The 18,719-nt window shown below is 48.2% G+C and carries 34 protein-coding genes and 2 tRNA genes; 4 read left to right on the forward strand and 32 right to left on the reverse strand.

The window, feature by feature from the left end:
* Positions 1–18: 18 nt before the first annotated feature.
* From ACLJRS_RS12070 to ACLJRS_RS12220, 31 genes are all read right to left on the reverse strand, one after another.
* Positions 19–1,311 (reverse strand): P22 phage major capsid protein family protein, encoded by a 1,293-nt coding sequence (locus ACLJRS_RS12070; RefSeq protein WP_001196931.1) that lies wholly within the window; start codon positions 1,309–1,311, stop codon positions 19–21.
* Positions 1,311–2,222, reverse strand: coding sequence for a scaffolding protein (locus ACLJRS_RS12075; protein ID WP_001749921.1), 912 nt, complete (start codon positions 2,220–2,222; stop codon positions 1,311–1,313). The genes ACLJRS_RS12070 and ACLJRS_RS12075 overlap by 1 nt, the downstream gene beginning before the upstream one ends.
* Before the next feature lie 13 nt (positions 2,223–2,235).
* Complete coding sequence (locus tag ACLJRS_RS12080) at positions 2,236–4,413, reverse strand: portal protein (protein ID WP_001750258.1); 2,178 nt, start codon at positions 4,411–4,413, stop codon at positions 2,236–2,238.
* Positions 4,413–5,873, reverse strand: coding sequence for a terminase (locus ACLJRS_RS12085; protein WP_085425921.1), 1,461 nt, complete (start codon positions 5,871–5,873; stop codon positions 4,413–4,415). The genes ACLJRS_RS12080 and ACLJRS_RS12085 overlap by 1 nt, the downstream gene beginning before the upstream one ends.
* Positions 5,873–6,331, reverse strand: coding sequence for a hypothetical protein (locus ACLJRS_RS12090; RefSeq protein WP_001750256.1), 459 nt, complete (start codon positions 6,329–6,331; stop codon positions 5,873–5,875). The genes ACLJRS_RS12085 and ACLJRS_RS12090 overlap by 1 nt, the downstream gene beginning before the upstream one ends.
* Before the next feature lie 12 nt (positions 6,332–6,343).
* Positions 6,344–6,748, reverse strand: coding sequence for a hypothetical protein (locus ACLJRS_RS12095; protein WP_024139045.1), 405 nt, complete (start codon positions 6,746–6,748; stop codon positions 6,344–6,346).
* The gene (locus ACLJRS_RS12100; RefSeq protein ID WP_001140560.1) at positions 6,748–7,137 is read right to left on the reverse strand and encodes a hypothetical protein; all 390 of its coding nucleotides are present in this window, start codon (positions 7,135–7,137) and stop codon (positions 6,748–6,750) included. The genes ACLJRS_RS12095 and ACLJRS_RS12100 overlap by 1 nt, the downstream gene beginning before the upstream one ends.
* 3 nt (positions 7,138–7,140) lie before the next feature.
* Complete coding sequence (locus ACLJRS_RS12105) at positions 7,141–7,383, reverse strand: DUF2560 family protein (protein WP_001750254.1); 243 nt, start codon at positions 7,381–7,383, stop codon at positions 7,141–7,143.
* A gap of 134 nt (positions 7,384–7,517) precedes the next feature.
* Complete coding sequence (locus ACLJRS_RS12110) at positions 7,518–8,318, reverse strand: serine protease (protein ID WP_000116740.1); 801 nt, start codon at positions 8,316–8,318, stop codon at positions 7,518–7,520.
* 120 nt (positions 8,319–8,438) lie between these two features.
* Complete coding sequence (locus ACLJRS_RS12115) at positions 8,439–8,696, reverse strand: hypothetical protein (protein ID WP_001750253.1); 258 nt, start codon at positions 8,694–8,696, stop codon at positions 8,439–8,441.
* Positions 8,581–8,973, reverse strand: a complete 393-nt coding sequence (locus ACLJRS_RS12120) for a DUF2570 domain-containing protein (protein ID WP_001750252.1) — start codon at positions 8,971–8,973, stop codon at positions 8,581–8,583. Before ACLJRS_RS12120 ends, ACLJRS_RS12115 begins: the two co-directional genes overlap by 116 nt.
* The gene (locus ACLJRS_RS12125; RefSeq protein WP_001750251.1) at positions 8,970–9,467 is read right to left on the reverse strand and encodes a lysozyme; all 498 of its coding nucleotides are present in this window, start codon (positions 9,465–9,467) and stop codon (positions 8,970–8,972) included. The genes ACLJRS_RS12120 and ACLJRS_RS12125 overlap by 4 nt, the downstream gene beginning before the upstream one ends.
* Positions 9,445–9,648 (reverse strand): phage holin family protein, encoded by a 204-nt coding sequence (locus tag ACLJRS_RS12130; protein ID WP_000286100.1) that lies wholly within the window; start codon positions 9,646–9,648, stop codon positions 9,445–9,447. The genes ACLJRS_RS12125 and ACLJRS_RS12130 overlap by 23 nt, the downstream gene beginning before the upstream one ends.
* A gap of 245 nt (positions 9,649–9,893) precedes the next feature.
* Positions 9,894–9,969, reverse strand: a tRNA-Thr gene (locus tag ACLJRS_RS12135).
* 5 nt (positions 9,970–9,974) lie between these two features.
* Positions 9,975–10,049: transfer RNA gene (locus ACLJRS_RS12140), tRNA-Asn, on the reverse strand.
* A gap of 63 nt (positions 10,050–10,112) precedes the next feature.
* A complete protein-coding gene (locus ACLJRS_RS12145) occupies positions 10,113–10,631 on the reverse strand; it encodes an antiterminator Q family protein (protein ID WP_410957815.1) in 519 nt (172 codons plus the stop codon).
* Positions 10,628–10,801, reverse strand: a complete 174-nt coding sequence (locus tag ACLJRS_RS12150; RefSeq protein WP_410957816.1) for a hypothetical protein — start codon at positions 10,799–10,801, stop codon at positions 10,628–10,630. The genes ACLJRS_RS12145 and ACLJRS_RS12150 overlap by 4 nt, the downstream gene beginning before the upstream one ends.
* Positions 10,782–10,985: a phage NinH family protein gene (locus tag ACLJRS_RS12155; protein ID WP_047641338.1), complete on the reverse strand. Its 204-nt coding sequence runs from the start codon at positions 10,983–10,985 to the stop codon at positions 10,782–10,784. Before ACLJRS_RS12155 ends, ACLJRS_RS12150 begins: the two co-directional genes overlap by 20 nt.
* Positions 10,982–11,377, reverse strand: a complete 396-nt coding sequence (rusA, locus tag ACLJRS_RS12160) for a crossover junction endodeoxyribonuclease RusA (RefSeq protein WP_001749913.1) — start codon at positions 11,375–11,377, stop codon at positions 10,982–10,984. The genes ACLJRS_RS12155 and rusA overlap by 4 nt, the downstream gene beginning before the upstream one ends.
* The gene (locus ACLJRS_RS12165; protein ID WP_001218098.1) at positions 11,374–11,655 is read right to left on the reverse strand and encodes a hypothetical protein; all 282 of its coding nucleotides are present in this window, start codon (positions 11,653–11,655) and stop codon (positions 11,374–11,376) included. The genes rusA and ACLJRS_RS12165 overlap by 4 nt, the downstream gene beginning before the upstream one ends.
* The gene (locus ACLJRS_RS12170) at positions 11,633–11,809 is read right to left on the reverse strand and encodes a protein NinF (RefSeq protein WP_001749912.1); all 177 of its coding nucleotides are present in this window, start codon (positions 11,807–11,809) and stop codon (positions 11,633–11,635) included. Before ACLJRS_RS12170 ends, ACLJRS_RS12165 begins: the two co-directional genes overlap by 23 nt.
* A complete protein-coding gene (locus tag ACLJRS_RS12175; protein WP_000113760.1) occupies positions 11,806–11,988 on the reverse strand; it encodes a NinE family protein in 183 nt (60 codons plus the stop codon). The genes ACLJRS_RS12170 and ACLJRS_RS12175 overlap by 4 nt, the downstream gene beginning before the upstream one ends.
* Positions 11,955–12,155 carry a protein NinD gene (gene ninD, locus ACLJRS_RS12180; RefSeq protein ID WP_043957873.1) on the reverse strand — a complete coding sequence of 67 codons (201 nt, stop codon included), beginning with the start codon at positions 12,153–12,155 and terminating at the stop codon, positions 11,955–11,957. The genes ACLJRS_RS12175 and ninD overlap by 34 nt, the downstream gene beginning before the upstream one ends.
* A complete protein-coding gene (locus tag ACLJRS_RS12185; protein ID WP_000736919.1) occupies positions 12,125–12,562 on the reverse strand; it encodes a recombination protein NinB in 438 nt (145 codons plus the stop codon). The genes ninD and ACLJRS_RS12185 overlap by 31 nt, the downstream gene beginning before the upstream one ends.
* A gap of 73 nt (positions 12,563–12,635) precedes the next feature.
* Entirely contained in the window at positions 12,636–12,914 is a 279-nt protein-coding gene (locus ACLJRS_RS12190; RefSeq protein WP_001749911.1) for a hypothetical protein, read from the reverse strand.
* The gene (locus tag ACLJRS_RS12195; protein WP_000653239.1) at positions 12,911–13,216 is read right to left on the reverse strand and encodes a hypothetical protein; all 306 of its coding nucleotides are present in this window, start codon (positions 13,214–13,216) and stop codon (positions 12,911–12,913) included. The genes ACLJRS_RS12190 and ACLJRS_RS12195 overlap by 4 nt, the downstream gene beginning before the upstream one ends.
* Positions 13,213–14,058, reverse strand: coding sequence for an ATP-binding protein (locus ACLJRS_RS12200; RefSeq protein WP_001749910.1), 846 nt, complete (start codon positions 14,056–14,058; stop codon positions 13,213–13,215). The genes ACLJRS_RS12195 and ACLJRS_RS12200 overlap by 4 nt, the downstream gene beginning before the upstream one ends.
* Positions 14,059–14,060: 2 nt before the next feature.
* Positions 14,061–14,948 carry a hypothetical protein gene (locus ACLJRS_RS12205; RefSeq protein WP_001749909.1) on the reverse strand — a complete coding sequence of 296 codons (888 nt, stop codon included), beginning with the start codon at positions 14,946–14,948 and terminating at the stop codon, positions 14,061–14,063.
* A 10-nt stretch (positions 14,949–14,958) separates the two neighbouring features.
* Positions 14,959–15,759, reverse strand: coding sequence for an HNH endonuclease (locus ACLJRS_RS12210; protein WP_001749908.1), 801 nt, complete (start codon positions 15,757–15,759; stop codon positions 14,959–14,961).
* A gap of 21 nt (positions 15,760–15,780) precedes the next feature.
* Complete coding sequence (locus ACLJRS_RS12215) at positions 15,781–16,074, reverse strand: CII family transcriptional regulator (RefSeq protein WP_000424140.1); 294 nt, start codon at positions 16,072–16,074, stop codon at positions 15,781–15,783.
* A gap of 133 nt (positions 16,075–16,207) precedes the next feature.
* Positions 16,208–16,417 carry a helix-turn-helix transcriptional regulator gene (locus ACLJRS_RS12220; protein WP_001059982.1) on the reverse strand — a complete coding sequence of 70 codons (210 nt, stop codon included), beginning with the start codon at positions 16,415–16,417 and terminating at the stop codon, positions 16,208–16,210.
* 109 nt (positions 16,418–16,526) lie between these two features.
* Here ACLJRS_RS12220 and ACLJRS_RS12225 point away from each other — a divergent pair, with 109 nt between their 5' ends.
* The 3 genes from ACLJRS_RS12225 to ACLJRS_RS12235 all read left to right on the forward strand — a co-directional run bounded on the left by ACLJRS_RS12225 (position 16,527) and on the right by ACLJRS_RS12235 (position 17,752).
* Positions 16,527–17,180 (forward strand): LexA family protein, encoded by a 654-nt coding sequence (locus ACLJRS_RS12225; protein WP_410957817.1) that lies wholly within the window; start codon positions 16,527–16,529, stop codon positions 17,178–17,180.
* Positions 17,177–17,416, forward strand: coding sequence for a hypothetical protein (locus tag ACLJRS_RS12230; protein WP_410957818.1), 240 nt, complete (start codon positions 17,177–17,179; stop codon positions 17,414–17,416). The genes ACLJRS_RS12225 and ACLJRS_RS12230 overlap by 4 nt, the downstream gene beginning before the upstream one ends.
* A gap of 90 nt (positions 17,417–17,506) precedes the next feature.
* Positions 17,507–17,752 (forward strand): hypothetical protein, encoded by a 246-nt coding sequence (locus ACLJRS_RS12235; protein WP_023213376.1) that lies wholly within the window; start codon positions 17,507–17,509, stop codon positions 17,750–17,752.
* A gap of 38 nt (positions 17,753–17,790) precedes the next feature.
* On the opposite strand, the gene fumD is transcribed toward ACLJRS_RS12235, so the two are convergent.
* Positions 17,791–18,000 (reverse strand): fumarate hydratase FumD, encoded by a 210-nt coding sequence (fumD, locus tag ACLJRS_RS12240; RefSeq protein ID WP_000786965.1) that lies wholly within the window; start codon positions 17,998–18,000, stop codon positions 17,791–17,793.
* A 331-nt stretch (positions 18,001–18,331) separates the two neighbouring features.
* Between fumD and ACLJRS_RS12245 the strand changes: the two genes are divergently transcribed.
* Positions 18,332–18,715 (forward strand): hypothetical protein, encoded by a 384-nt coding sequence (locus ACLJRS_RS12245; protein WP_001749904.1) that lies wholly within the window; start codon positions 18,332–18,334, stop codon positions 18,713–18,715.
* Positions 18,716–18,719 lie beyond the last annotated feature (4 nt).

The raw sequence follows: 18,719 nt of genomic DNA on the forward strand, positions 1-18,719 counted from the left end.
GGCCGAAGCCCCTGTTAGTTACGCAGTCTGACCAGGCAGGCCAACACCGATTGCTTCCGGTCGTGTCGCGTTTACGCCGTACCACAGCGCAATACGGCACAGGCCGGACAGGGTGGAAATATCACCCTGCGTAGCGAAGATACCGTTAAGGCCGACATCCGGGATGCTGAATGAGGTAGTTTTCATACCTGCAAACAGTTCGTGGTTAGCCGGAATGGGCTGAGACACAATACGGATGGCGTCATCAGCCCAGAACACGTTGGTGCGAGCATCCTTAACGTTCAGGATGTTCACCGCCATTGCATCAGCCAGCGAGGTGTTAACGTTGGCGTATGCCCGTTGCTCAGGAGAAAGAGAAACATCATCCAGTGCTACAGGCTTCGGCGTGATTTCAACGTGAGTACCATCAACAACGCGAACTACGGAGAAAGTCGCGTCCTGCGCCAGTACGTTCTTAGCCATCTGACCAAGGAACTTCACGCCAGTAAAAGAAATTTTGTCGCCGCGTTTCAGGCCGGTAGTTGCAGACAGGGTGACGGTAGCAAAACGGTTATCAACGTTAACTTTGTTGCCATCGTTATCCAGTTGCCATGCGACAGGCTTGAAGGACTGCGCACCGGATACAGTGATGCCAGTTGCAGTAGATTTGGTCAGCACAGGAAGTTTCGGAGAGCGCAGGACATCATCGAAGCCAGCAACCTGACGCTGGATAGTGCCATCGCGGTACGCTTCTTCAGGAATGCGCCCGAAGATATCGCGCTTATTCAGGTCATAACCCGCCTTTTTGTAGTCCTGTGGGTTGAAGAAGTACGATGTCCCCATGTCGCGGTTAAGTTCGCGGGAGAACATCAGTTCTTCTGCATCGGCCACAAAGTTCCATGCGTCTGCGGTGTTAGTGCCGATAGCGTCCGGCGAAGTGATAACCAATGACCCCATCTCGGCGGCCATGTTTGCGACTTTCAGCTCAACGTTGTTAGCCAGTTTGCGAGCTGCTGACTGGATGCGGTGACGATACGCAGTCTCGTCTCGCAAGTCATCTGCGCGTAACTGGAAGAAGTCGTTATCCGGCTCTCCCATGTTTACCGCGACGTTAAGCTCCAGTAACCCTGTCGCTTTATCAGTTAAATCCCAACCCTCCTGAGTGGGGGACTCCTGCTCTACAGGCATCCAGATGGTATTGCTGGAGCGCTGCATAGAAGCCGCAGGCGGGGTGTATTTCTTGGCTTTCTGCGCCATTGGAGTGATTGCGGAGATGGTGTCAATAATCTCATCCACCGCCAGTGTAACAATTTGACCTTCGTTCAAAGCCATTATCGGATTCCTTTAAGTTTTGCCTTTAGCTTGCGGTAAGTTTCCACATCTCCCTTGCTCGCAGCCGCATCCATCTGTTTACGAATGGCATCTTTATTTGCTGCGCTGACATCACCGGTAATCGGCTGGTCAGCAGGGGGAGCGGAAGAGATTTGTTTACCGCGAGGCTTGAGAGTTAAGCGTTCGGATAGTCGAGTTAGTTCAATCAGCGCGGACTGCCCATCCATCGCCAGTAACTGGCGGGCTTTCTCCGGGTTTGCACCCAGGTGATACATGAGCGCGGCGGACTTCTCCGGGAACAGGCGCATAATGTCGGCCCCAACCGCAGGCGGAACCAGTTGCATAAATGCGTCTTCTTTCTCCTGATAGTCAGGGATATTGAGCTTTTCCGCCGCGTCATAGTGTTTGCGGGCAGCTTCGACGTATTGCGCTGATTGCTGGGTAAACTCCTGAGTTTTGCGGCCCTGTTCTGCTACGGCATTGCTGCGGGCGTCCTGCGCTTTCATTAGCCATTCGGTATTAGCAGCATTGAAAGCGGCAAGCGCACGGCTGTTGTCATAGTCATATTTGGCCAGGCCTTCTTCTGACAGATAGGCATTAATATCCGGCTGAGGTGGAAGGTCAGGGTTTACCCGTAAACTCTCCGGCAATTCTCCGCGTTTAACTGCTTCCATCTGCTGCTCAAGCTCGCGCTGTCGTTTGCGCTCGATGCGGCGGCGGGCGAATTCTGCGTTCTTTGCCGGGTCTTGTTTTGGTGCTGTCTCATCTTCCTTCAGGACAATCTCAAAGCCATCTTCCTGACCTGCATTGTCGTTGGCATTATCGACAACTAAGCTATCAGCAGATGCCGCTGCATAATCGCCGGACAGGGTTAAGTCTTCAGTTGCCTGAATTTCGGTGGTTGGTTCCATGATTAACTCTCTCTTATTGAGGTGTCTCGGCTACACTGCCGGAAGGTTGATTTTGTCTCTGCGATTGCAGGATGTTGGCAATGTCCATTCGCTGCTTGTGCGTCTGTTCATTGCCTTTAAGGAGTAACTCAGCATTTGCGCGAGCGTCTTCGCTGCGGTCCTGCTGGAATGAAGCAACGGTTTTGAGGAACTCTCTAAACTCAGATTGTTTACTGAGGTCCATGTTGTTGAATATTTCTGCGATTTTCGCAGCGTTAAGTTGGTTTTGAGCTTCGACTTTAGCCGCGTCGATTTGAAGAGATAGCGTCTGATTCTGCGCTTTAGCCAGTTCAGCCTGACCTTGCAACAGCACACCCTGCGCCTGAACCATTGCCGGGTCTTGCTGTCCTTGTTTGGCCTGCTGCGCTTCGACAAACCATTGCTGCTCTTCAGGTGTTTCCGGCTTCTTAACGCCCATCTGAATAAGCTGCTTATTGGCATAGTCACGCATCATCTCAACACCTTTACCATCAAGCAGGGTGAAGTACTGAAGCAACAACAGTTGATATTCTGGCGTTCCCTGCGGCGTCTTGCCGAGCAACTCAAGAATTTCTGCGCGGTTTTGCTGCTTCATGGACTGGAATGATGGCCCAACATCCGTGTAGCATTCATAGCGCCCCCTGATATCGTTCAGTACCTGTCGTTCACCAGTAGCAAGGTCAACAACCTCAGCCATTAGCTGAACATCTTTTTCGCTGCCATCCTCAAGGGTGATTGTCACGTTGCGAGGAACATCGTAGATGTCATTAACTATCGACTGGTAAATCTCACCGTCACGGCGCATAGCGGTAGCCAGATTATCCTGAAACACGTATGTCTCAAGGTCAGCACGCATGTTTAGCTGGTTAACAGTGTCGTAGGCTACCTGTCCACCGTTTACCGCCTCTGCATCAACACCTAGCGTTGCAACCTCTTTTACTGCACTGGTTGCAGCTTCCAGCATATAGGCATTGGCCTGTGGAACTTCCGGATTTTCGTAATATGCCAGCGGCTGAGTTGGCATTTCTCCGCTGTTTTCATCAGTGCGATTGAGCAGGTAGTACGGGTAATCGTCGTTACCGTCGTACATATGCTCAAAGCCTGCAATCTGCTCAGGCCAGAAGAACGGCTTCTTCTTCGGAGTACGGGCCACGATATCGGCGTTGAAGGACATAATCATGTTGCGCAGACGCTGACCGTCTTTTGTCAGGCGGACGACACCCTCATACACTTCTTTATCTTCAACGAAGCCCCACTCTCCGAATACCGGAACAATGGGGATATGTTCGCCAGCAATGAGTTGCTTGTCTTTCAGTACTGCGGTGCAGGTGATAATCGATTTGTATACCCGGCGACGCTTAATCTGGCGCTCTGCAATTTTGATAAATCCACTATCAGCCAGGTCGTCGATGACGTCTTTAATATCGCGCTTAAAGTAGCTTACCGGCTCACCCGTAACCGGGTCTTGGTAGATATACGCCGTCTCTTTCTTCTCGACCACTTCGTAAAACTCAGCGATCTGAATTGTGTCCTGCGTCAGCCATGGAAACACCCAATCGTTGGGGTTCTGGAATGATGGAATATCATCAGCATTGAGGTCGTATTTTTCTGCGAAATCCTCCCAACCATTCTGGCTCATTGAGTGGATAACTGTGCAGTGACGGGCGTCAGACTTGTCCATCAGTTTGCTGTTGCTGTCCCAGATAACATGGGAGCAGGCACTATGGATAGGCTCTCGACGGATAACCTGATTGTTGCTAGTTGGACTTTGGTCTTCGTAGTCAGTGACCAGACGCCACGCACCCACGCCTGCTTCAATCTGCTCACGAACGGCTATGTTGACAGCAATTTTCGCCGTATTGTGCCGCATGTCGGTGCGATACATGCCCATCAGCACATCAGCAGCGTCAGGACTTGCTCCATCCTTTGGACGATACAGAACATCAATAGGGTTCTGACGCATCTCAGAAACGAGCTTGCGCACTACCGGTCGAACGCAATCGAACTGCCCGCGATATTGCAGGGTTGTGTATTGTGATAGCCAGTCATCCCATTGGCTGATCCGACTAAAGAACAGGTCGTTCTTCGCCTCTCGTCTGGCTTCATCACTGGCTGTCCAGTCCGCATCAAAGCGCGACAGGATGCTCTCCAGCCTGTTTTCATTGTCGGCCATTATCGTCCTCTGCGTACTGGTCTAATCGGTGCGGGAATTGCTTTTGAAGGTTTGTTTTTGACTACCGGGAATGCAAATGTCAGCGCCAGCGCATCGGCCCGGTTGGGTGACGGAACGCCACGACGTTTCATATCGTCTTTGGACTCCAGAACAATCTTACCGTCTAGCTTCACTTTGTATTCAGGGGCGACAATCTCATCAGCGGTCTGCTGGTCATCAATGCTTCCGCCTTCATTCAGCCAGGATTTCATTGCGTTCCACATCTCGCCGCGCTTATTGAGCATTGCCGGGTCTTTCGATTCTCCCGCGAAGCTCACGAGTTGCCACTTTCTGCCCCACGACTTACCAACAGAATGAATGCCAGTTCCGTAACCGAAATCGATGAATACCGCGTCAGCTTTATGTTCATCTTCGATAGCAGCTACTACCTGCGCAAACTTCACATCGTCATCTGTTTTTGGGTAAGAACCTAAAAGCCTTGAATAAAGCCCCTGCCGCAGATAGATACACGCCTCATCACTGCCGGAGTATGCCGGGTCAACGCCGATAATCTTTGGAGCGAATCCATATTGACTGTGCTCCAGCTTTCTTGACATACCGGCATCAGCATAGCTTTGGGGAATAAATTGCAGGTCAGACGCAGACGGGAAGAGGCCACGAACGCGTACTTTAAAGAAGTCGCTATCCTCACCGTAATCGTTTCGCCATTCTTCAATGAGCTCTTTGTTCGTCATCTTCGCCAGACGACTATCAATTTGCTTGCGTCTCCAGCGATGCTTGAATTTACGGAAACATTCACGGAAGCGCCCGGTGTTACGTGTCGGGTTGCCGAACGCGAACCAGAAAGGCTCTCCGTCTGTCAGGCCGCCCTCAGCCACCTCCCAAATCTTGTCAGGCACCGCCGAGGCTTCATCGAAGATATAGAACGGGCTTGAGTTTGCAGCGTGGAGGCCAGCAAATGATTCGCTGTTTTCCTCGCGACAGGTCTGGCCGTCACAACGCCATGACTCCATGTGGTCTACATGGTAGATGTTCATGTTGCCTTTGCCGTTGTTGTATTCGAACCAGTGCCCGGTGATACAACGCTTCTTCCATTTACCAAGCTCGCCCCATGTTTTGGTTCGAAGCTGCTCTGAGGTGTTGGCTGTTACAACGCCCTTGCAGAACGGGCGGGTGCTCATGATGTAGAGAATTACCCATGCAGTGAGTGCACTTTTCCCGATGCCGTGACCTGAGCTTGTTGCGCAGCGGTATGCTTCTACTGGCTTTACACCATCAAAGTTGTTAGTGCTAATCGCCTCACCCCAATCAGTGAGGAATTCTTTCTGCCACTCATCTGGACCGTCAAAGCCATCAAGCTCTCCAACTCCCCACTCAAATGCATACATCACAAATCCGAGCGGGTCATAGAAGAATCGCCCCATATCGTCGGCAAGCATTGCCTCAAATTCTGATGACATTACTCACCCCTTGCGCGTTTGCGGGCCTCCTGAATGCGCTGAATCAGGCCAACCTCTCCGGTATGTTCTACTTCCTGTTTGTCACGCCATTTATCTCGCTGCCTGTTCTTAAGCCAGAAAATGGCGGCAGTCGTATCGGGTGGATAATGTTTCACAGTAGGAGTTATGACGATCGAACCATCGACTGCGCGAATATCATCTTCTGGGTGTTCGTACCCGGTGGCGCGGTGGAATAACTTTGCGGCGACTTCACTGTCCGCAACAGCTTTACCCTTTTTTATGGACTCAAGAAAAACAGGATGCGCGTGCTTCCACGCATTGATTGTTTGCTCGCTAACTTCAAAGAAAGAAGCCAGTTCTGCATCTGTATGCCCTAACAGACAAAGTTTTCTCGCCTGCTCGGCATACTCTGGTTTGTAAGCCGATGGGCGACCAATTTTCTTCTCTTCAGCCGCCATATCATTTCCTCGTTAGCTTCCTTGGGTAGTTGCGATAGTCACGTTAGCCGAACCATCAAAGGACGTTGAACCTGTGACAGCGCCGGTTAGTGTGATAGTGCGAGCAGTAGATAACTTATCCCCCGTCTCTGCATTCGTTACTGAACCGCTTGCAGAAGTGTACTTAGCTTCAAATGCTGTCTTGCTCATATAGAGCAGCTCGCCGTACTGGCTCCGGAACAGATATCCGCCAACCTCTGGCTTGAATACGGCTACTGTTTGCGCTGACATGTACTGGTCAGCATACGGGCCGTCGAATTCTGCGTTTGCACTTCCGTCATTAGCGTATTTGATAGCTTTAATCGGAAGAGCAGACACATATACACCGTCAGCATCTTTGTAGAGAGGCCATGATGGCGTGAAGTTTGGGTTTGCCATTACTTGGCTCCTTCTTTTTCTGGTTCATGAAAGAACGGCAGGAAGTGACTGAACATTCTGTCAAGCATGTAGCAGTAGGTTTCGTTTGCGTCGCCAGGATGAGTGGTTACACCAACATCTCGGCAGACATAGAATGCAACGTGAGCGCATTCATGAACCAGTGTGGCAGCATTTCCATTGAATACCCCAAGCAGGTAAAGGTTCTCGCCTGTTTCGGTATTGCAATATGACTGTGTTGCCCCCGCCAGCACCTCATTCCCGCCGCTATCAACTCCAAGATGAATACAAGCCTGATCCCACTCTTCCTTTGAACGACACAGGTAGACATTGGCGCTATGGAACAATGGCACGAAGAACCGGGGAAGTTTAGGCCACTTCGTCTTTGCCATTCGTTATGCTCCGGTAGTGAACAGGTCTAACGCTTCCTTCGATTTACGCACCGCTTCGATAGTGCGAGTCGTGATATCTGAATTAGCGCCGCCTGACTGGAAGTGAATTTTGAATAGCTCAAGCTTCAGCTCGTCAGTGCCAATGAATTGAAATGCTTCCTCTGCTGCTGCGTTCTGGTTCATGACCAGTTTGTAAATCTCTAACTGGAATTTCTGTTCTTCAGTCATGGGAATAATATCTGCCATTGTTGGCTCCGTTTATCCGTTAAAAGGGATATCAGTTAAGTTATCCCGTGTAGGGTATAAGCCATTATCAAAGTCACTCGGCATGGAATGGCTTTTGTAATAGCAATAAAAAAACCGCCCGGAGGCGGCTTGTGTTAAAGCCCCAAGAGAGGCTTAAAGTCATTTAGCTTCTCTGCTTTAATAACCAATCCGAGATTCATTGTAATTTCCGAACGCACAACTGGTGTGGCGACTGTTGGTACGTCAATAATTTCAATATTCCCACTAACATTCGTTACCGGCCCTGCATACAGCAACCCAAGGAAAATTAATCTCTCCCCCATAGCAATACCATCATTAGTAGCATATGAGCCTTGGTTCATTATATAAACAGGAGAACCGCTAGAACCACCGAAGCAAGCCATATCAATGAGGAATTCAGGCTTACCCTTCCAGTTTTCCATAGGTGATGATGCTGTGATGCCTTTCCTGGTAACAGGCCTATTGTTTACAGAATCCCATAATCCATTTGGATACCCTGTCATGTAAACGTCTTCGACAGGAGTAATGTAATTGTTACCACGCATCTGACGATCTGAGAAAAAGAAGAGTTCTGGGCGAATGCCACTTTTCTCCATCTCATTCAGCAATCCAGCGATAGGCAATATGCATATATCAACATTATCATCAGGGTGCATAATGAACGCATTTGCCCCCTCTGGAATTGTTAGGTTATAAAATTTTATTTCAGGATTTGCGCTGTCGGTAATGTTTAGATGTAGTCTAACTTCTGTTGCCCCGTTAACGACATGCTTATTAGTTACCAAGAGTGGAACAATCTTTCCACCACCTTCCATAACAAAGCAAAACCAGAAAGCAGTTCCTACCGAGGTTCCCTCTGGAGTATCACTTTCAACTCTAAGTGTAGACTTATAAATATCTTGACTGACAGACATATCCGTAAATCCCATATTTAAAAAGGGGATCAATATAGCATCAATCACATAAGAATTATCTGATCTGCTCGATGTATTGACCAAAGATATAAAACTTCTTCATGGCAGCAAAATAGTCTTCTACAGAGAGGTCCGAGACTCTTCAATCTTCTTGATACTAGCCTTATCGATGTTGCACTGACCCAGCGCCGATAGCAGGCTGACATTCAGATCCAGACTGGCCCCATAGGTCAGCGGTTCGGGAATGGCTGGCTGTTGCGTCTCAGCTGTCAGGTTTGCCGGTAGAGGCGCTACCGGAACCGGTACGTAAACTATCCGCGAATTGCCGCAGCCGGTCAGCAGCAGCAGGAGGCACAGGCCGATGAGCGCAGTCATCATTCGCAATAGCCACTTTGATATCTGCCTGGGCTCCCTGTGATTCCAGTGTGATCTGGTTCTTTGCATCCTGGTTGGCCTCTGAAATGGCATTGATGATGTTCACGAACTGAATGACGTTGGCGGTGATCGCCTCGGCGGCGTTGGCGTTCTGCTCGGCAGCATCTGCGCGTAGCCGTTCCGCCTGGTACTTATCGTGGTAATGGCTGGCTGACCAGACGATGCCGCCCAGTACGCTCAGTGCGAACGCGAAGATAATTATCTTGTAGTGGATCCTCATTGCTGACCCCACAAACAGACTTCTCGCTCAATCTCACGACGAGTCATCAGGCCTTTCCATTGTTTACCGCCAGCGTATGTCCAGCGACGTAGCTGATCACATGCGCCTTTGATGTCACCCTGATTTATTTTGCGAAGAAGTGTCGATGTTCTGAAGTTTCCTGCGCCAACATTGTAAACGAACGAGTAAAGAGCGCCGCGCGTTGTTTCCGGTATATCGACTTTGATGTACGGGTTAATTTGCCTGGCGACAGTGGCAAGCTCTTTATTCAGGAGGGTTTTACATTCTGCTTCGGTATACGTTTTACCAGGCATGATGTCTTTTCCGGTGTGGCCATAACACACAGTCAACACACCAACTACGTCCTTATATGGTTTGTATTTGACACCCTCCAGACCATCGTTACCACCGGGGCCAGTGATTAACACAGATGCTATGGCAATAGCCCCGCCACTTATCGCCGCTATTACGCTATTTCGTAGTGCCGGTGACATTGCCATTCAATCTGTCCTCACGCTCTTTGCGTTTGTAGTACCAGTTGATGCCAAATGTGCCGACAGTACAAAGAATACCAATGATTACAGCCCAGTCATTCAGGGAGAGAATGCCACCCATCGCAGTCAGTCCTCCGAAGCTGTAACTGAACCATTCTCTGATTTTGTCCATACGGTACATGCTCTACCCCCTTTATTGAGGGGATTTGCTCTATTGAATTAGGAATAAGGTCGATTACTGATAGAACAAATCCAGGCTACTGTGTTTAGTAATCAGATTTGTTCGTGACCGATATGCACGGGCAAAACGGCAGGAGGTTGTTATCGCAACCTCTTGCCACCCGCTTTCGCGAAGGTCATGTGTAGAAGGCCGCAGCATAACTATCACTGATTAGTTCAGGATAGCCAGTGGCTACGGCTCAGTTATGGTGCTGGTTAACGGACTTGAACCGCTACCCATTCGCTTACAAGGCGACTGCTCTACCATTGGAGCTAAACCAGCATGTTTGGCGGGACAGCGTGGACTCGAACCACGATAAGAAGGTTAACAGCCTTCCGTAATGACCTTTATACGACTGACCCAAATAAAAAAAGCCACCGTTGCAACTTAAGAGTCACTAACGGCAGCTTACCTTCTAATTATGGCTAAATGGATAATTGCATGTCAAGGCTTTTAACAGCAACATACTTAACTTTCTCAACACGTTTACGCATTTTGAAAGCTTTTTGCATTGGCTGGTATAAAACAAATAATGACGCTTTCAGGATGTCGTCAATTTCATTTCTACAGGTTGCCAGTGAAGGTTTTCTCCATCCCTCGCCACCACGTCCACACATCTTGCGTGGCTTTGCAGTCGCGTGATAGTAGGATGCAATTGCTCGCTTGGATGAACCATGAGCGTAGTAGCTGAGGAGGATGCCAAAGGCTTTCTTGTCAATGTACATGACGGAATCGACGACCTGAGAAATCAACATTCCATCATCATCATTGCACATTGGTCTTGTCATAACTCTCCCCGGCTCTACGCTCTCCATGAACTGCGCTATAACGCTGCTCATGCGTTTTTCGAGTCTTCCTGAATAAACCCATGCTCCCCATAGCTCAAGCCACCCATTAAGCCAGTCATGCTGCTCTTTAGTGAGGTTCAATTCTCGTATACTCATGCAGCATTGCCTCCCGACGGCTTGTTCAATCCAAGCCGGTTCACCAGTTCTCGCTCATGCAGATAATCCATCGCCTTCTGGTGTTGCTCCGTCATCTCTCTGACGCTGCGCAATTCAGCTTCGTCACGTTCACGCTGCTGTTTCGCCTGGTTAATGCTGGTTACGGTCATAGATACCTCTCCCGCCCTGATGAATCATTAAAACGCCGTTAACGATGGCGTGATACCTGGCTTCTTTGTCATACAGATAACGCCTGACTGTGTTGCGGTGGCACGATAAGCGCCGAGCGACTTCTGTCTGGTTTCCATATGTCTCTATGAGCATGTCTGGAATGGTTTTTACTGAGAACGTCATGCGGCCTCCAGTAGCTCTGTAATCATTGGCAAACGCCCACAGGTTTCAGTCACAACCAGTACAAGCATTCCGCCTTTAACCGCCTGACAGCGCTTGATGCGCATATCGTCTATCTGGCCGTCATCCAGCCAGAATCCCGCACTGGTGAGTGCGTCAAAAACGGCCTTTGGTAGATTGTCCAGGTCGCGTTTGCGGTTATCGGGAGGTGCTGCGAGAATGGTGATTCTGATGCGGGGTGTGATTTTAAGGTCTAGCTGTTGTTGCTGAATTATTTCGATTACTTCTCGCCGGTATCGCTTTCCCCAATCGCTGATGTAGTGGATTCCTCGAGAGTGACGCCAGTAGCGATTATTGGATGGAGGCCACGGCAACGCTATACGGTATTCGTTCATCGCACTGTTACCCTCCCTTCGCGTGTTAACTTTTGCAACGTTAAGACAATGGCGCGGTCCATTTCTGAGCGTCGCTCTTCCCGGCTTAAATCTTTTCCGTTGTCGATTCGCTCATGGCATGACGGGCAAAGCGCCGCCGTTAGGCTGTCGTCAACCTTTAGCCCTATTCCCTTTCCTTCGTTGCGATGCGCAGCCTGAACTCCATATCGACCACACAGAACGCAGCAATCTATCTCCCTTACTGCCTGAAGCCATTTATTGCTCCTGAATATCCTCATTAGACATATCTCCATTCGGATCTCGATATACCAGCCATTCGTTGATGCATTCTGCACAGGCGTAAATTTCATCAGGTGCCAGCTGCTTGTTACATCCGGCGCATAAGGCTCTCGCTATACTTTCCTGCTCGTAACTTCGATTGTGGTCAATCACCTTGTTTTCCTCGCACGTTCTCTAAGCCACCTGATGTCCCACAGGTGAGCCGTGTAATTGAAGGTTTTTACGTCAGATTCTTTTGGGATTGGCTTGCGTTTATTTCTGGAGCATTTCGTTGGAAGGTATTTGCAGTTTTCGCAGATTATGTCGGTGATACTTCGTCGCTGTCGTGCCATACGTCCTCCTTCGTCTCTGGCAGCGGGAAATTACCTACTGGCGACCGCTCACATCTGATACACCATTGGTGCCAATAAGGTTGATTTGGCCGGAATCGATAATCGTCTTTGCTTTCTCCGCAGCGGTAGCAGTGTTTCATGCGGCGTCTCCAAACCTCGCTTTCCATTCCAGTGCTAACCGGGCTTCGTCTGACCACTTAACGCCGCGCTCTGTACCGAATGCCTGTATAAGATCTAATAGCTCCGCAAACTCGCTTACACGCATCCTGCTGGTTGACTGGCCTATTACTACAAAGCCATTCCCGGCAAGGTTAGGGACAACATCCTGCTGCTTTAAGGCTGCGGTAAACACACACTTCCAGCTTTCAGCGTCAAGCCATCGCCCATGCCAGTTAACCTGACGTGAGACATCACCAAGGCAAGCCCAAAGCTTCCGATTTTGGTCTAAGCTGCGGTTGCGTTCCTGAATGGTTACTACGATTGGTTTGGTTGGGTCTGGAAGGATTTGCTGTACTGCGTGAATGGCATTTTGCTGATGTGCTGGAGATCGAATTTCAAAGGTTAGTTTTTTCATGTCTTCCCTCTCCCCCAAATAAAAAGGCCTGCGATTACCAGCAGGCCTGTTATTAGCTCAGTGATGTAGATGGTCATTGCCAGTACTCCTCATTGTCACGGTCTCTCCATGTGAGCCATATAAACTCATAGACGAACGGGATAAATGCTTCAAAAAACCGTTTCCACTGCTCATCAGAAAATCCTGTCGCTTTATCAACCATCAGCTCTATTGGATGTTGCCCCTTTGGTGGTCGAGTGACGCCTGACAACCTTTCGAATTGCATAATGAGCTCTTCTTCGTCGATACATCTGTTCAAAACAGCAATGAAGCGGGGATTCAAAAGCATTTCAGGTATTTTGTAGATGGTCATTGCCTAACCTCACGTAGCTTCTGGTTGAACATGGCACTCAAAGGATTTGGCCTATCGTGGTCGTAGTCTCCTGGCTTAACAGACATATCATTCACAATTACTTCGTCCCTGGTGGCTATGAAGTACCGGTAATGCTTTGGATTACCAACCCTCCGTAGGGTCCCGCGCTTTACCAGCTTGATTAGGGCAGATGTAACTGCGAATTTCTGAATGCCGGTTCCTGCTATAACCTCATGACAAAAGCAACCCGGATTAGTTGCAACGAAAGCTGCTATACCTCGCATTTGACCTTTGTCTTTCACGATTTGCTCCTGTAACTATCCCATGTGAAAGCCAGTGTGCATCCGCCTCCATCGTTCATGCGGTCTATAACTCGCTCACCGATAAAAGCAGAAAGCTCATCCTTGCTTTGGTTGCTTATCAGAATGGTTGGTTTCATGCGCTCATAGCGGGTATTGATAATCTCGAACATGATTAGCTTCTCGGCATCACTTCCGAACTGAACTCCGACCTCATCGATAATAAGTAGATCAGGCTTAGTGAACTGCTTAATCACCTCATCCTCAGTGCGCGTGGAGCTTTTAGACCATGTTGATTTGTATTCACGCGCAATTTTCAGGGCTGTTGTGAACACTGCAGAGCTTAGATGCTCAGTAATGGCGATACGAGCTATAGCCAACGCAAGGTGATTTTTCCCAGTCCCCGGCTTGCCACACATAACCAGGCCACCGCCTTTCTGTAATCGCTCAGGCCATTTACTGGCGTATGCCTGACACACCCGAAGTACTCGCTTTGCATCGTCGTTGACTGGCTCATAGTTTTGCAGTGTGCATCCCTTGAACCGCTCAGGAATATCCAGGTTATTCAACAGAAACTCAACAGTGCGCTTACGTGATGCCTCGTCGATTTTAATCTTCTCAGCCTGTAGCTCAATAAGCTCACCCCTCATGCATTCCGGGCATTCGCTGGGTCTTGAGGCAAACTTAATTGGTCCAGTGGAATAACGATTGCGCTGCTCAAACTCACCATGTTTTTCACAGGTGCCAGTGACAATTTCTACAGCAGTGTGCTCGATAGCAATTGGCGGAGAGCTCAACTCTGCAAGTTTTTTCTCCAGGTGAGATATCTTTTCGTCCAGCGTCATGTTCACTCCTGAGCCCATGAAGGCATTTCAGTTTGTCCGTAGTCCTTGGTGGCAAAACCCTCAGCTTGAAGGCCATTAGCAACCTTGCGTACCGGTCTTGATAACGCTTGCTTGTTCTGGTAACTGAGTTTCTGGCTGGCAGTGATAAACCAGTTCTTTGGCTTCTCATGGCTAAATTCGATATCCAGCCTTTCCAACTCGTACTTAAGGTCAATGTTCGGATACAGGCGTTTCCATGCTTCGTAGTCCTTGTGGTTTAACCGAACGATATTTCCTTCGAATGCATAGCGACTTGAAATTTTATGGACATCAGCCCCAGTCCCTTCACAAGTCGCGTCAGCGGCTTGGGTGTTAGAAAGGGAATCAGGAATCAGGTTAAGGGAATCAGGAATCAGGTTAAGGGAATCAGCAGGATTTAAATTGTTCTCTACTGGTTCTTGCACTGTACTTGCATAGTGCTTTTCTGGTACTTCATTATTTTCAATGAGTTGAGTTGATTCAGCACCATTCTTATCTTCCTCTTTGTCGCACTTGCACTGTTCTTGTCCGGTGCTGTCATTGTTCTCTACTGGTGCTGGTATCTCACTAGCCGCTTCTTTGCAGTGAGGATTCTGATGCTTCTTCCAGTTTGAAATTTGGATGAAACCTTCACCATTTACCTGGTAGCGATTGATAAATTTACGCTGATGTAGCTGTTGAAGAAGTTCATCACAGTCAACGTTGTCGAACGGCAGAACGAGCGCTTTAACCTTTTTGGGGCGGTCATCCAATCGCCCTTCTTTGTCAGCGATAGTCCACAGCCCGGCAAAAAGTAGGCGGGCATATGGAGAGCATTCGGCCAGTTCATCATTTGTGAAAAAGCCTGGTTTAATATTTCTTGAACGTGCCATTTATCCACCTTTAGTACGGGAGTTCTTCTTGAGCTTCGCGAATGCGTTCAGACACCCACTCCTTGAACGTTGTCCAGTTAGGTACTGTTTTCGCAAACTCGGTAAGTTCATCGAGATCTAAGTCGTATGAAAGCCATGCCTTGAGATAACCCATCACATGGTTTTGATTGATGTATATGCGGTTTTTAAGGATTCCTCTGATATATAGAATCCTTTGCTCTTCAGGGGTTTTTCTTTTAGTCGCTGCTATGCGAGGGATGTACTCAAAGAATTCGCCAGTAAGCTCGTGGGTTATTTCTTGGGTAAGTTTTTTGTCTGCGGCAAGCTCGATAGCATCGAGGATTTCTTCAACTTTATATATTCGAAGCCATCTCTTGATGGATTTTCGTCCATTGTCGTTGACGGTAAATGGCGCAATGCAGTCGTCAATTTTGGTAGCGACAATATCAACAACATCGTCTTTCAGGCTCTTAAGACCATCTCGCCACTTGATCATCATCTCCAGTTGCTCTCGCCTGGTATTAAGCTCCTGGAGTTGCTGCCTTTGCTTTTCCATTATTGAGTTATCGCTGAGCAGTTTGTCGCTTTTCCCGCCATTACAACTATCGCAAGAAGTGATAAGGTTCATCATGTCGTTATCGCCACCCTTGCTAACTGGGTTGATATGGTCGACATGAAGGATGACGTCTGGCGCAGAACTCCCACAGTACTGGCATTTGAAGCCATCGCGCTTGAAAACCTCAAACCGTATTTTCTTGGTAATGCCAGAACGAATCTTTTTTACCTGGTCTGGTGTAGGTTTTTTTGCCATAATTAACTCCGCGAAAAGTAGTTAGAAATCCATCTGGATTTGGTCAGAACGCTCGGTCTTGCACACCGGGCGTTTTTTATTTCTCGGCATCACAGCTTCCACCGCTTGCCTTGCCACTTCCCTGATTAAGCTTGTCTCCCATACCTTCTCCAGAAGAACGAACGTCACCGCCATATCCTGAATGTTCAGGCGGCTTACTTTTGAATCAGACCAACCCGCCATCTTTGCGAAATTTGTCTGCCCCATTGATACGAGTCGGGCGCGAAGCTCTGTTTCCACTTCGCGTATCTTTTTGCTGTGATTTGTGAGTTCCATTACTTAGTATTTCCTGTAGTTAATAGTTAGTTGTGGCTATGCGCACTGGCGCATAAACCTGTGGTTGATTTGTTATCTGGATTCGCCTTGTCAGCGACGTAGGACGAATGTCCGTTGTTGGAAGTGGTGTTGCTTACGCAGCCTTTGGTGGAAAAAGATCGTCTATGGTTAGTTCGTAACCGTATTCTTTGAACGCATTGATAAAAGCGCGACAAAGATTGATGTCCATTCCCCTTCTGCCTGTCTCGTAATGACAAACTGCACCACGCGTACAACCGAGTACTTTCGCAAGATCTTCCTGCGTTAAACCGAAGCGCTCGCGAAAATTGCGAATATTATTCATAGGCTCCTCCTCACCAACAAGTATACACATCGTATTCAATATCGCAATACATAGTTTACGAGTTGTGACTGTTCTTGTTTGATACAAATTGTATAATTTAAGGATGAAAATGAACTGGTATGACATAGCGAAGCAAAGGATTGATCAGCTTGGATTGAATCAGGATAAAGTTGCTGAACACCTTGGTGTAACCAAAGGTGCTGTTAGTCATTGGCTTAACGGAAGAAGGAACCCATCAATACAAGAAATTGGAGCAATTTTTCAATATCTTGGAGTTACAGACGTGAGGTTCAACGCTGACGGAACCTTTAGCGTTGGAGAATCAACAGAACAAAAGCCTGTTAAACCTCAATTTGAATACCCATTCTTCTCTCACGCTCAGGCTGGAATGTTTACACCAGAATTTCGCACATTCACCGAGAGAGATGCAGAATGCTGGATTAGTACGACCAAAAAAGCCAGTGATTCATCTTTTTGGCTTGAAGTTGAAGGCCACTCAATGACGGCTCCAGCGGGATCACGACCAAGCTTTCCTGAAGGAATGCTGATTCTTGTAGACCCAGAAGTTCCTGTAGACCCAGGCGATTTTTGCATTGCAAGGTTATGTGGTGATGAGTTCACTTTTAAGAAGCTCATCAAAGACAGCGGACAAGTATTCCTACAACCGCTAAACCCTCAGTTCCCAATAATGCCATGTAACGAACAATGCAGGGTTGTAGGTAAGGTTGTAGCCAGCCAATGGCCTGATGAGATATTCGGGTGATGATGGATAATGGATGTTTGGGTGATAGTGATTGTGTGAAACAGGTCGCAGAAATGCGGCCTTTTTTATTGGATGGAATTACAGGTGTAAAAAAACTCAGCTATAAGCCGATCAATTTGTTGAAGTTTTTATTTATCCTGGGTAGGATCCCGCTGTTGTGCGATCGTTTTCTGTTCGCCAACAACGGAAAGGCCCAGAAGGCGGCAACCTTCTGGGCCCACAAAAACACTGGCTAGAATGTTTTCTTGAGATCTCGATTGGGGAGATTACCTCAAGCGTTTTCCCCTGTAAAGCATTCGATGCCATCTTTTTTAGAAGGTATCAGGATGAAGCATATCTGTAAGAAAGACCATCGCTATGACCCTCGCTTTACCTCTCTCCCAGAAAACCAAGGCAATACCGGACGCCACAAATGCCCAGGATGCGCATTCGAGCTTGCAATGGAGCTAAAGGCTAAGGGCATTCCAATGTGCAACGACGATTCTATTCTGGCCGATCTGCCAGAGAGCCAAGCAGGAACCGTTCGTCATAAGGATGCTTTTGAAGCGTATAAGATGGCGTATCAGGCTTAACTAACCCAACCCGGCCACAGTGCCGGGTTTTCTTTGCCCTACTCTTCCAGTAGCTTCACGGCAAGTTTCATGCACTGCAACTGGTCGTCATCCCACTTATCCAGACCTTTCGCTATCTCCGTACGAATAACGTCAGCTATAGCCACTCTTTTGGTCTCATGACCCTCCGCAACCATAGCAAACACGACATCACCGACAATCCTGCACATTTCCTGATAGCGCAACTGCGCCAGTTCCTCGTTTTTCACACAGATTCCTCGCTCGTTTTTTGTTCAGAACAGTATGCCATAGAGGATTTAAAAAAATAAATCACTTTAAAAATCAACACAATGTAAACAAAACAACCATGAGGATACAAAATGTATTTGCAATGATGTTTACTATACGTATACTAAACACATCAACAGGACACACTACTCACCAGGATGGTGAACATACAACGATTCAGTGATGAATCTACGGCTCCGTCAACGAGCAATAACCAAAGTGAGCTTTGGGATGCGATGAATTGCAGTCCATCGAGGCAACCAGAAGATAAGCATCTGGCATCGCATCACCAAAGTTCATCAGGAGGTCTATATGACACGCAGAACACAGTTCAAAGGCACTTCTCGTGCTCGTCGTCGTGAACGTTTAAAGGCAAAGGCATTAGCTAATGGCGTGCTGGCTCGCGAAGAAGCAATAAGCTCAGAAGTAATGCATCGTCCTACTCTTAGCCGTGTACAGATTCAGGCCAAAGGAAAACACGAAACGCCAAAACGTATTGAAGACGCAAAATCACTTCAGTTCATGGCGAAAGATGCATTCTGGCAACTGGAAGAATACAGACGCAATCTGGAACGGGCAGCCATTGTGTACGCAAATGAGTTTGGACATAAGCCGCCAGAAACCGGTGTATGTTTGCCAGACGTAGCACTTTACGCGGCTGGGTATCGTAAGAGCAAACAAATAACAGCGAGGTAAGGTA

The sequence above is a fragment of the Salmonella sp. SAL00670 genome, from assembly GCF_046552235.1.
GTDB classification, from domain to species: Bacteria; Pseudomonadota; Gammaproteobacteria; order Enterobacterales; family Enterobacteriaceae; genus Salmonella; species Salmonella enterica.

Excerpts from the sequence above, each read along its gene's own strand:
- ACLJRS_RS12070 (WP_001196931.1), bottom strand. The coding sequence starts at position 1,311 with ATGGCTTTGAACGAAGGTCAAATTGTTACACTGGCGGTGGATGAGATT.
- ACLJRS_RS12075 (WP_001749921.1), bottom strand. The coding sequence starts at position 2,222 with ATGGAACCAACCACCGAAATTCAGGCAACTGAAGACTTAACCCTGTCC.
- ACLJRS_RS12080 (WP_001750258.1), bottom strand. The coding sequence starts at position 4,413 with ATGGCCGACAATGAAAACAGGCTGGAGAGCATCCTGTCGCGCTTTGAT.
- ACLJRS_RS12085 (WP_085425921.1), bottom strand. The coding sequence starts at position 5,873 with ATGTCATCAGAATTTGAGGCAATGCTTGCCGACGATATGGGGCGATTC.
- ACLJRS_RS12090 (WP_001750256.1), bottom strand. The coding sequence starts at position 6,331 with ATGGCGGCTGAAGAGAAGAAAATTGGTCGCCCATCGGCTTACAAACCA.
- ACLJRS_RS12095 (WP_024139045.1), bottom strand. The coding sequence starts at position 6,748 with ATGGCAAACCCAAACTTCACGCCATCATGGCCTCTCTACAAAGATGCT.
- ACLJRS_RS12100 (WP_001140560.1), bottom strand. The coding sequence starts at position 7,137 with ATGGCAAAGACGAAGTGGCCTAAACTTCCCCGGTTCTTCGTGCCATTG.
- ACLJRS_RS12105 (WP_001750254.1), bottom strand. The coding sequence starts at position 7,383 with ATGGCAGATATTATTCCCATGACTGAAGAACAGAAATTCCAGTTAGAG.
- ACLJRS_RS12110 (WP_000116740.1), bottom strand. The coding sequence starts at position 8,318 with ATGTCTGTCAGTCAAGATATTTATAAGTCTACACTTAGAGTTGAAAGT.
- ACLJRS_RS12115 (WP_001750253.1), bottom strand. The coding sequence starts at position 8,696 with ATGATGACTGCGCTCATCGGCCTGTGCCTCCTGCTGCTGCTGACCGGC.
- ACLJRS_RS12120 (WP_001750252.1), bottom strand. The coding sequence starts at position 8,973 with ATGAGGATCCACTACAAGATAATTATCTTCGCGTTCGCACTGAGCGTA.
- ACLJRS_RS12125 (WP_001750251.1), bottom strand. The coding sequence starts at position 9,467 with ATGTCACCGGCACTACGAAATAGCGTAATAGCGGCGATAAGTGGCGGG.
- ACLJRS_RS12130 (WP_000286100.1), bottom strand. The coding sequence starts at position 9,648 with ATGTACCGTATGGACAAAATCAGAGAATGGTTCAGTTACAGCTTCGGA.
- ACLJRS_RS12145 (WP_410957815.1), bottom strand. The coding sequence starts at position 10,631 with ATGAGTATACGAGAATTGAACCTCACTAAAGAGCAGCATGACTGGCTT.
- ACLJRS_RS12150 (WP_410957816.1), bottom strand. The coding sequence starts at position 10,801 with ATGACCGTAACCAGCATTAACCAGGCGAAACAGCAGCGTGAACGTGAC.
- ACLJRS_RS12155 (WP_047641338.1), bottom strand. The coding sequence starts at position 10,985 with ATGACGTTCTCAGTAAAAACCATTCCAGACATGCTCATAGAGACATAT.
- rusA (WP_001749913.1), bottom strand. The coding sequence starts at position 11,377 with ATGAACGAATACCGTATAGCGTTGCCGTGGCCTCCATCCAATAATCGC.
- ACLJRS_RS12165 (WP_001218098.1), bottom strand. The coding sequence starts at position 11,655 with ATGAGGATATTCAGGAGCAATAAATGGCTTCAGGCAGTAAGGGAGATA.
- ACLJRS_RS12175 (WP_000113760.1), bottom strand. The coding sequence starts at position 11,988 with ATGGCACGACAGCGACGAAGTATCACCGACATAATCTGCGAAAACTGC.
- ninD (WP_043957873.1), bottom strand. The coding sequence starts at position 12,155 with ATGGAAAGCGAGGTTTGGAGACGCCGCATGAAACACTGCTACCGCTGC.
- ACLJRS_RS12185 (WP_000736919.1), bottom strand. The coding sequence starts at position 12,562 with ATGAAAAAACTAACCTTTGAAATTCGATCTCCAGCACATCAGCAAAAT.
- ACLJRS_RS12190 (WP_001749911.1), bottom strand. The coding sequence starts at position 12,914 with ATGACCATCTACAAAATACCTGAAATGCTTTTGAATCCCCGCTTCATT.
- ACLJRS_RS12200 (WP_001749910.1), bottom strand. The coding sequence starts at position 14,058 with ATGACGCTGGACGAAAAGATATCTCACCTGGAGAAAAAACTTGCAGAG.
- ACLJRS_RS12205 (WP_001749909.1), bottom strand. The coding sequence starts at position 14,948 with ATGGCACGTTCAAGAAATATTAAACCAGGCTTTTTCACAAATGATGAA.
- ACLJRS_RS12210 (WP_001749908.1), bottom strand. The coding sequence starts at position 15,759 with ATGGCAAAAAAACCTACACCAGACCAGGTAAAAAAGATTCGTTCTGGC.
- ACLJRS_RS12215 (WP_000424140.1), bottom strand. The coding sequence starts at position 16,074 with ATGGAACTCACAAATCACAGCAAAAAGATACGCGAAGTGGAAACAGAG.
- ACLJRS_RS12220 (WP_001059982.1), bottom strand. The coding sequence starts at position 16,417 with ATGAATAATATTCGCAATTTTCGCGAGCGCTTCGGTTTAACGCAGGAA.
- ACLJRS_RS12225 (WP_410957817.1), top strand. The coding sequence starts at position 16,527 with ATGAACTGGTATGACATAGCGAAGCAAAGGATTGATCAGCTTGGATTG.
- ACLJRS_RS12235 (WP_023213376.1), top strand. The coding sequence starts at position 17,507 with ATGAAGCATATCTGTAAGAAAGACCATCGCTATGACCCTCGCTTTACC.
- ACLJRS_RS12245 (WP_001749904.1), top strand. The coding sequence starts at position 18,332 with ATGACACGCAGAACACAGTTCAAAGGCACTTCTCGTGCTCGTCGTCGT.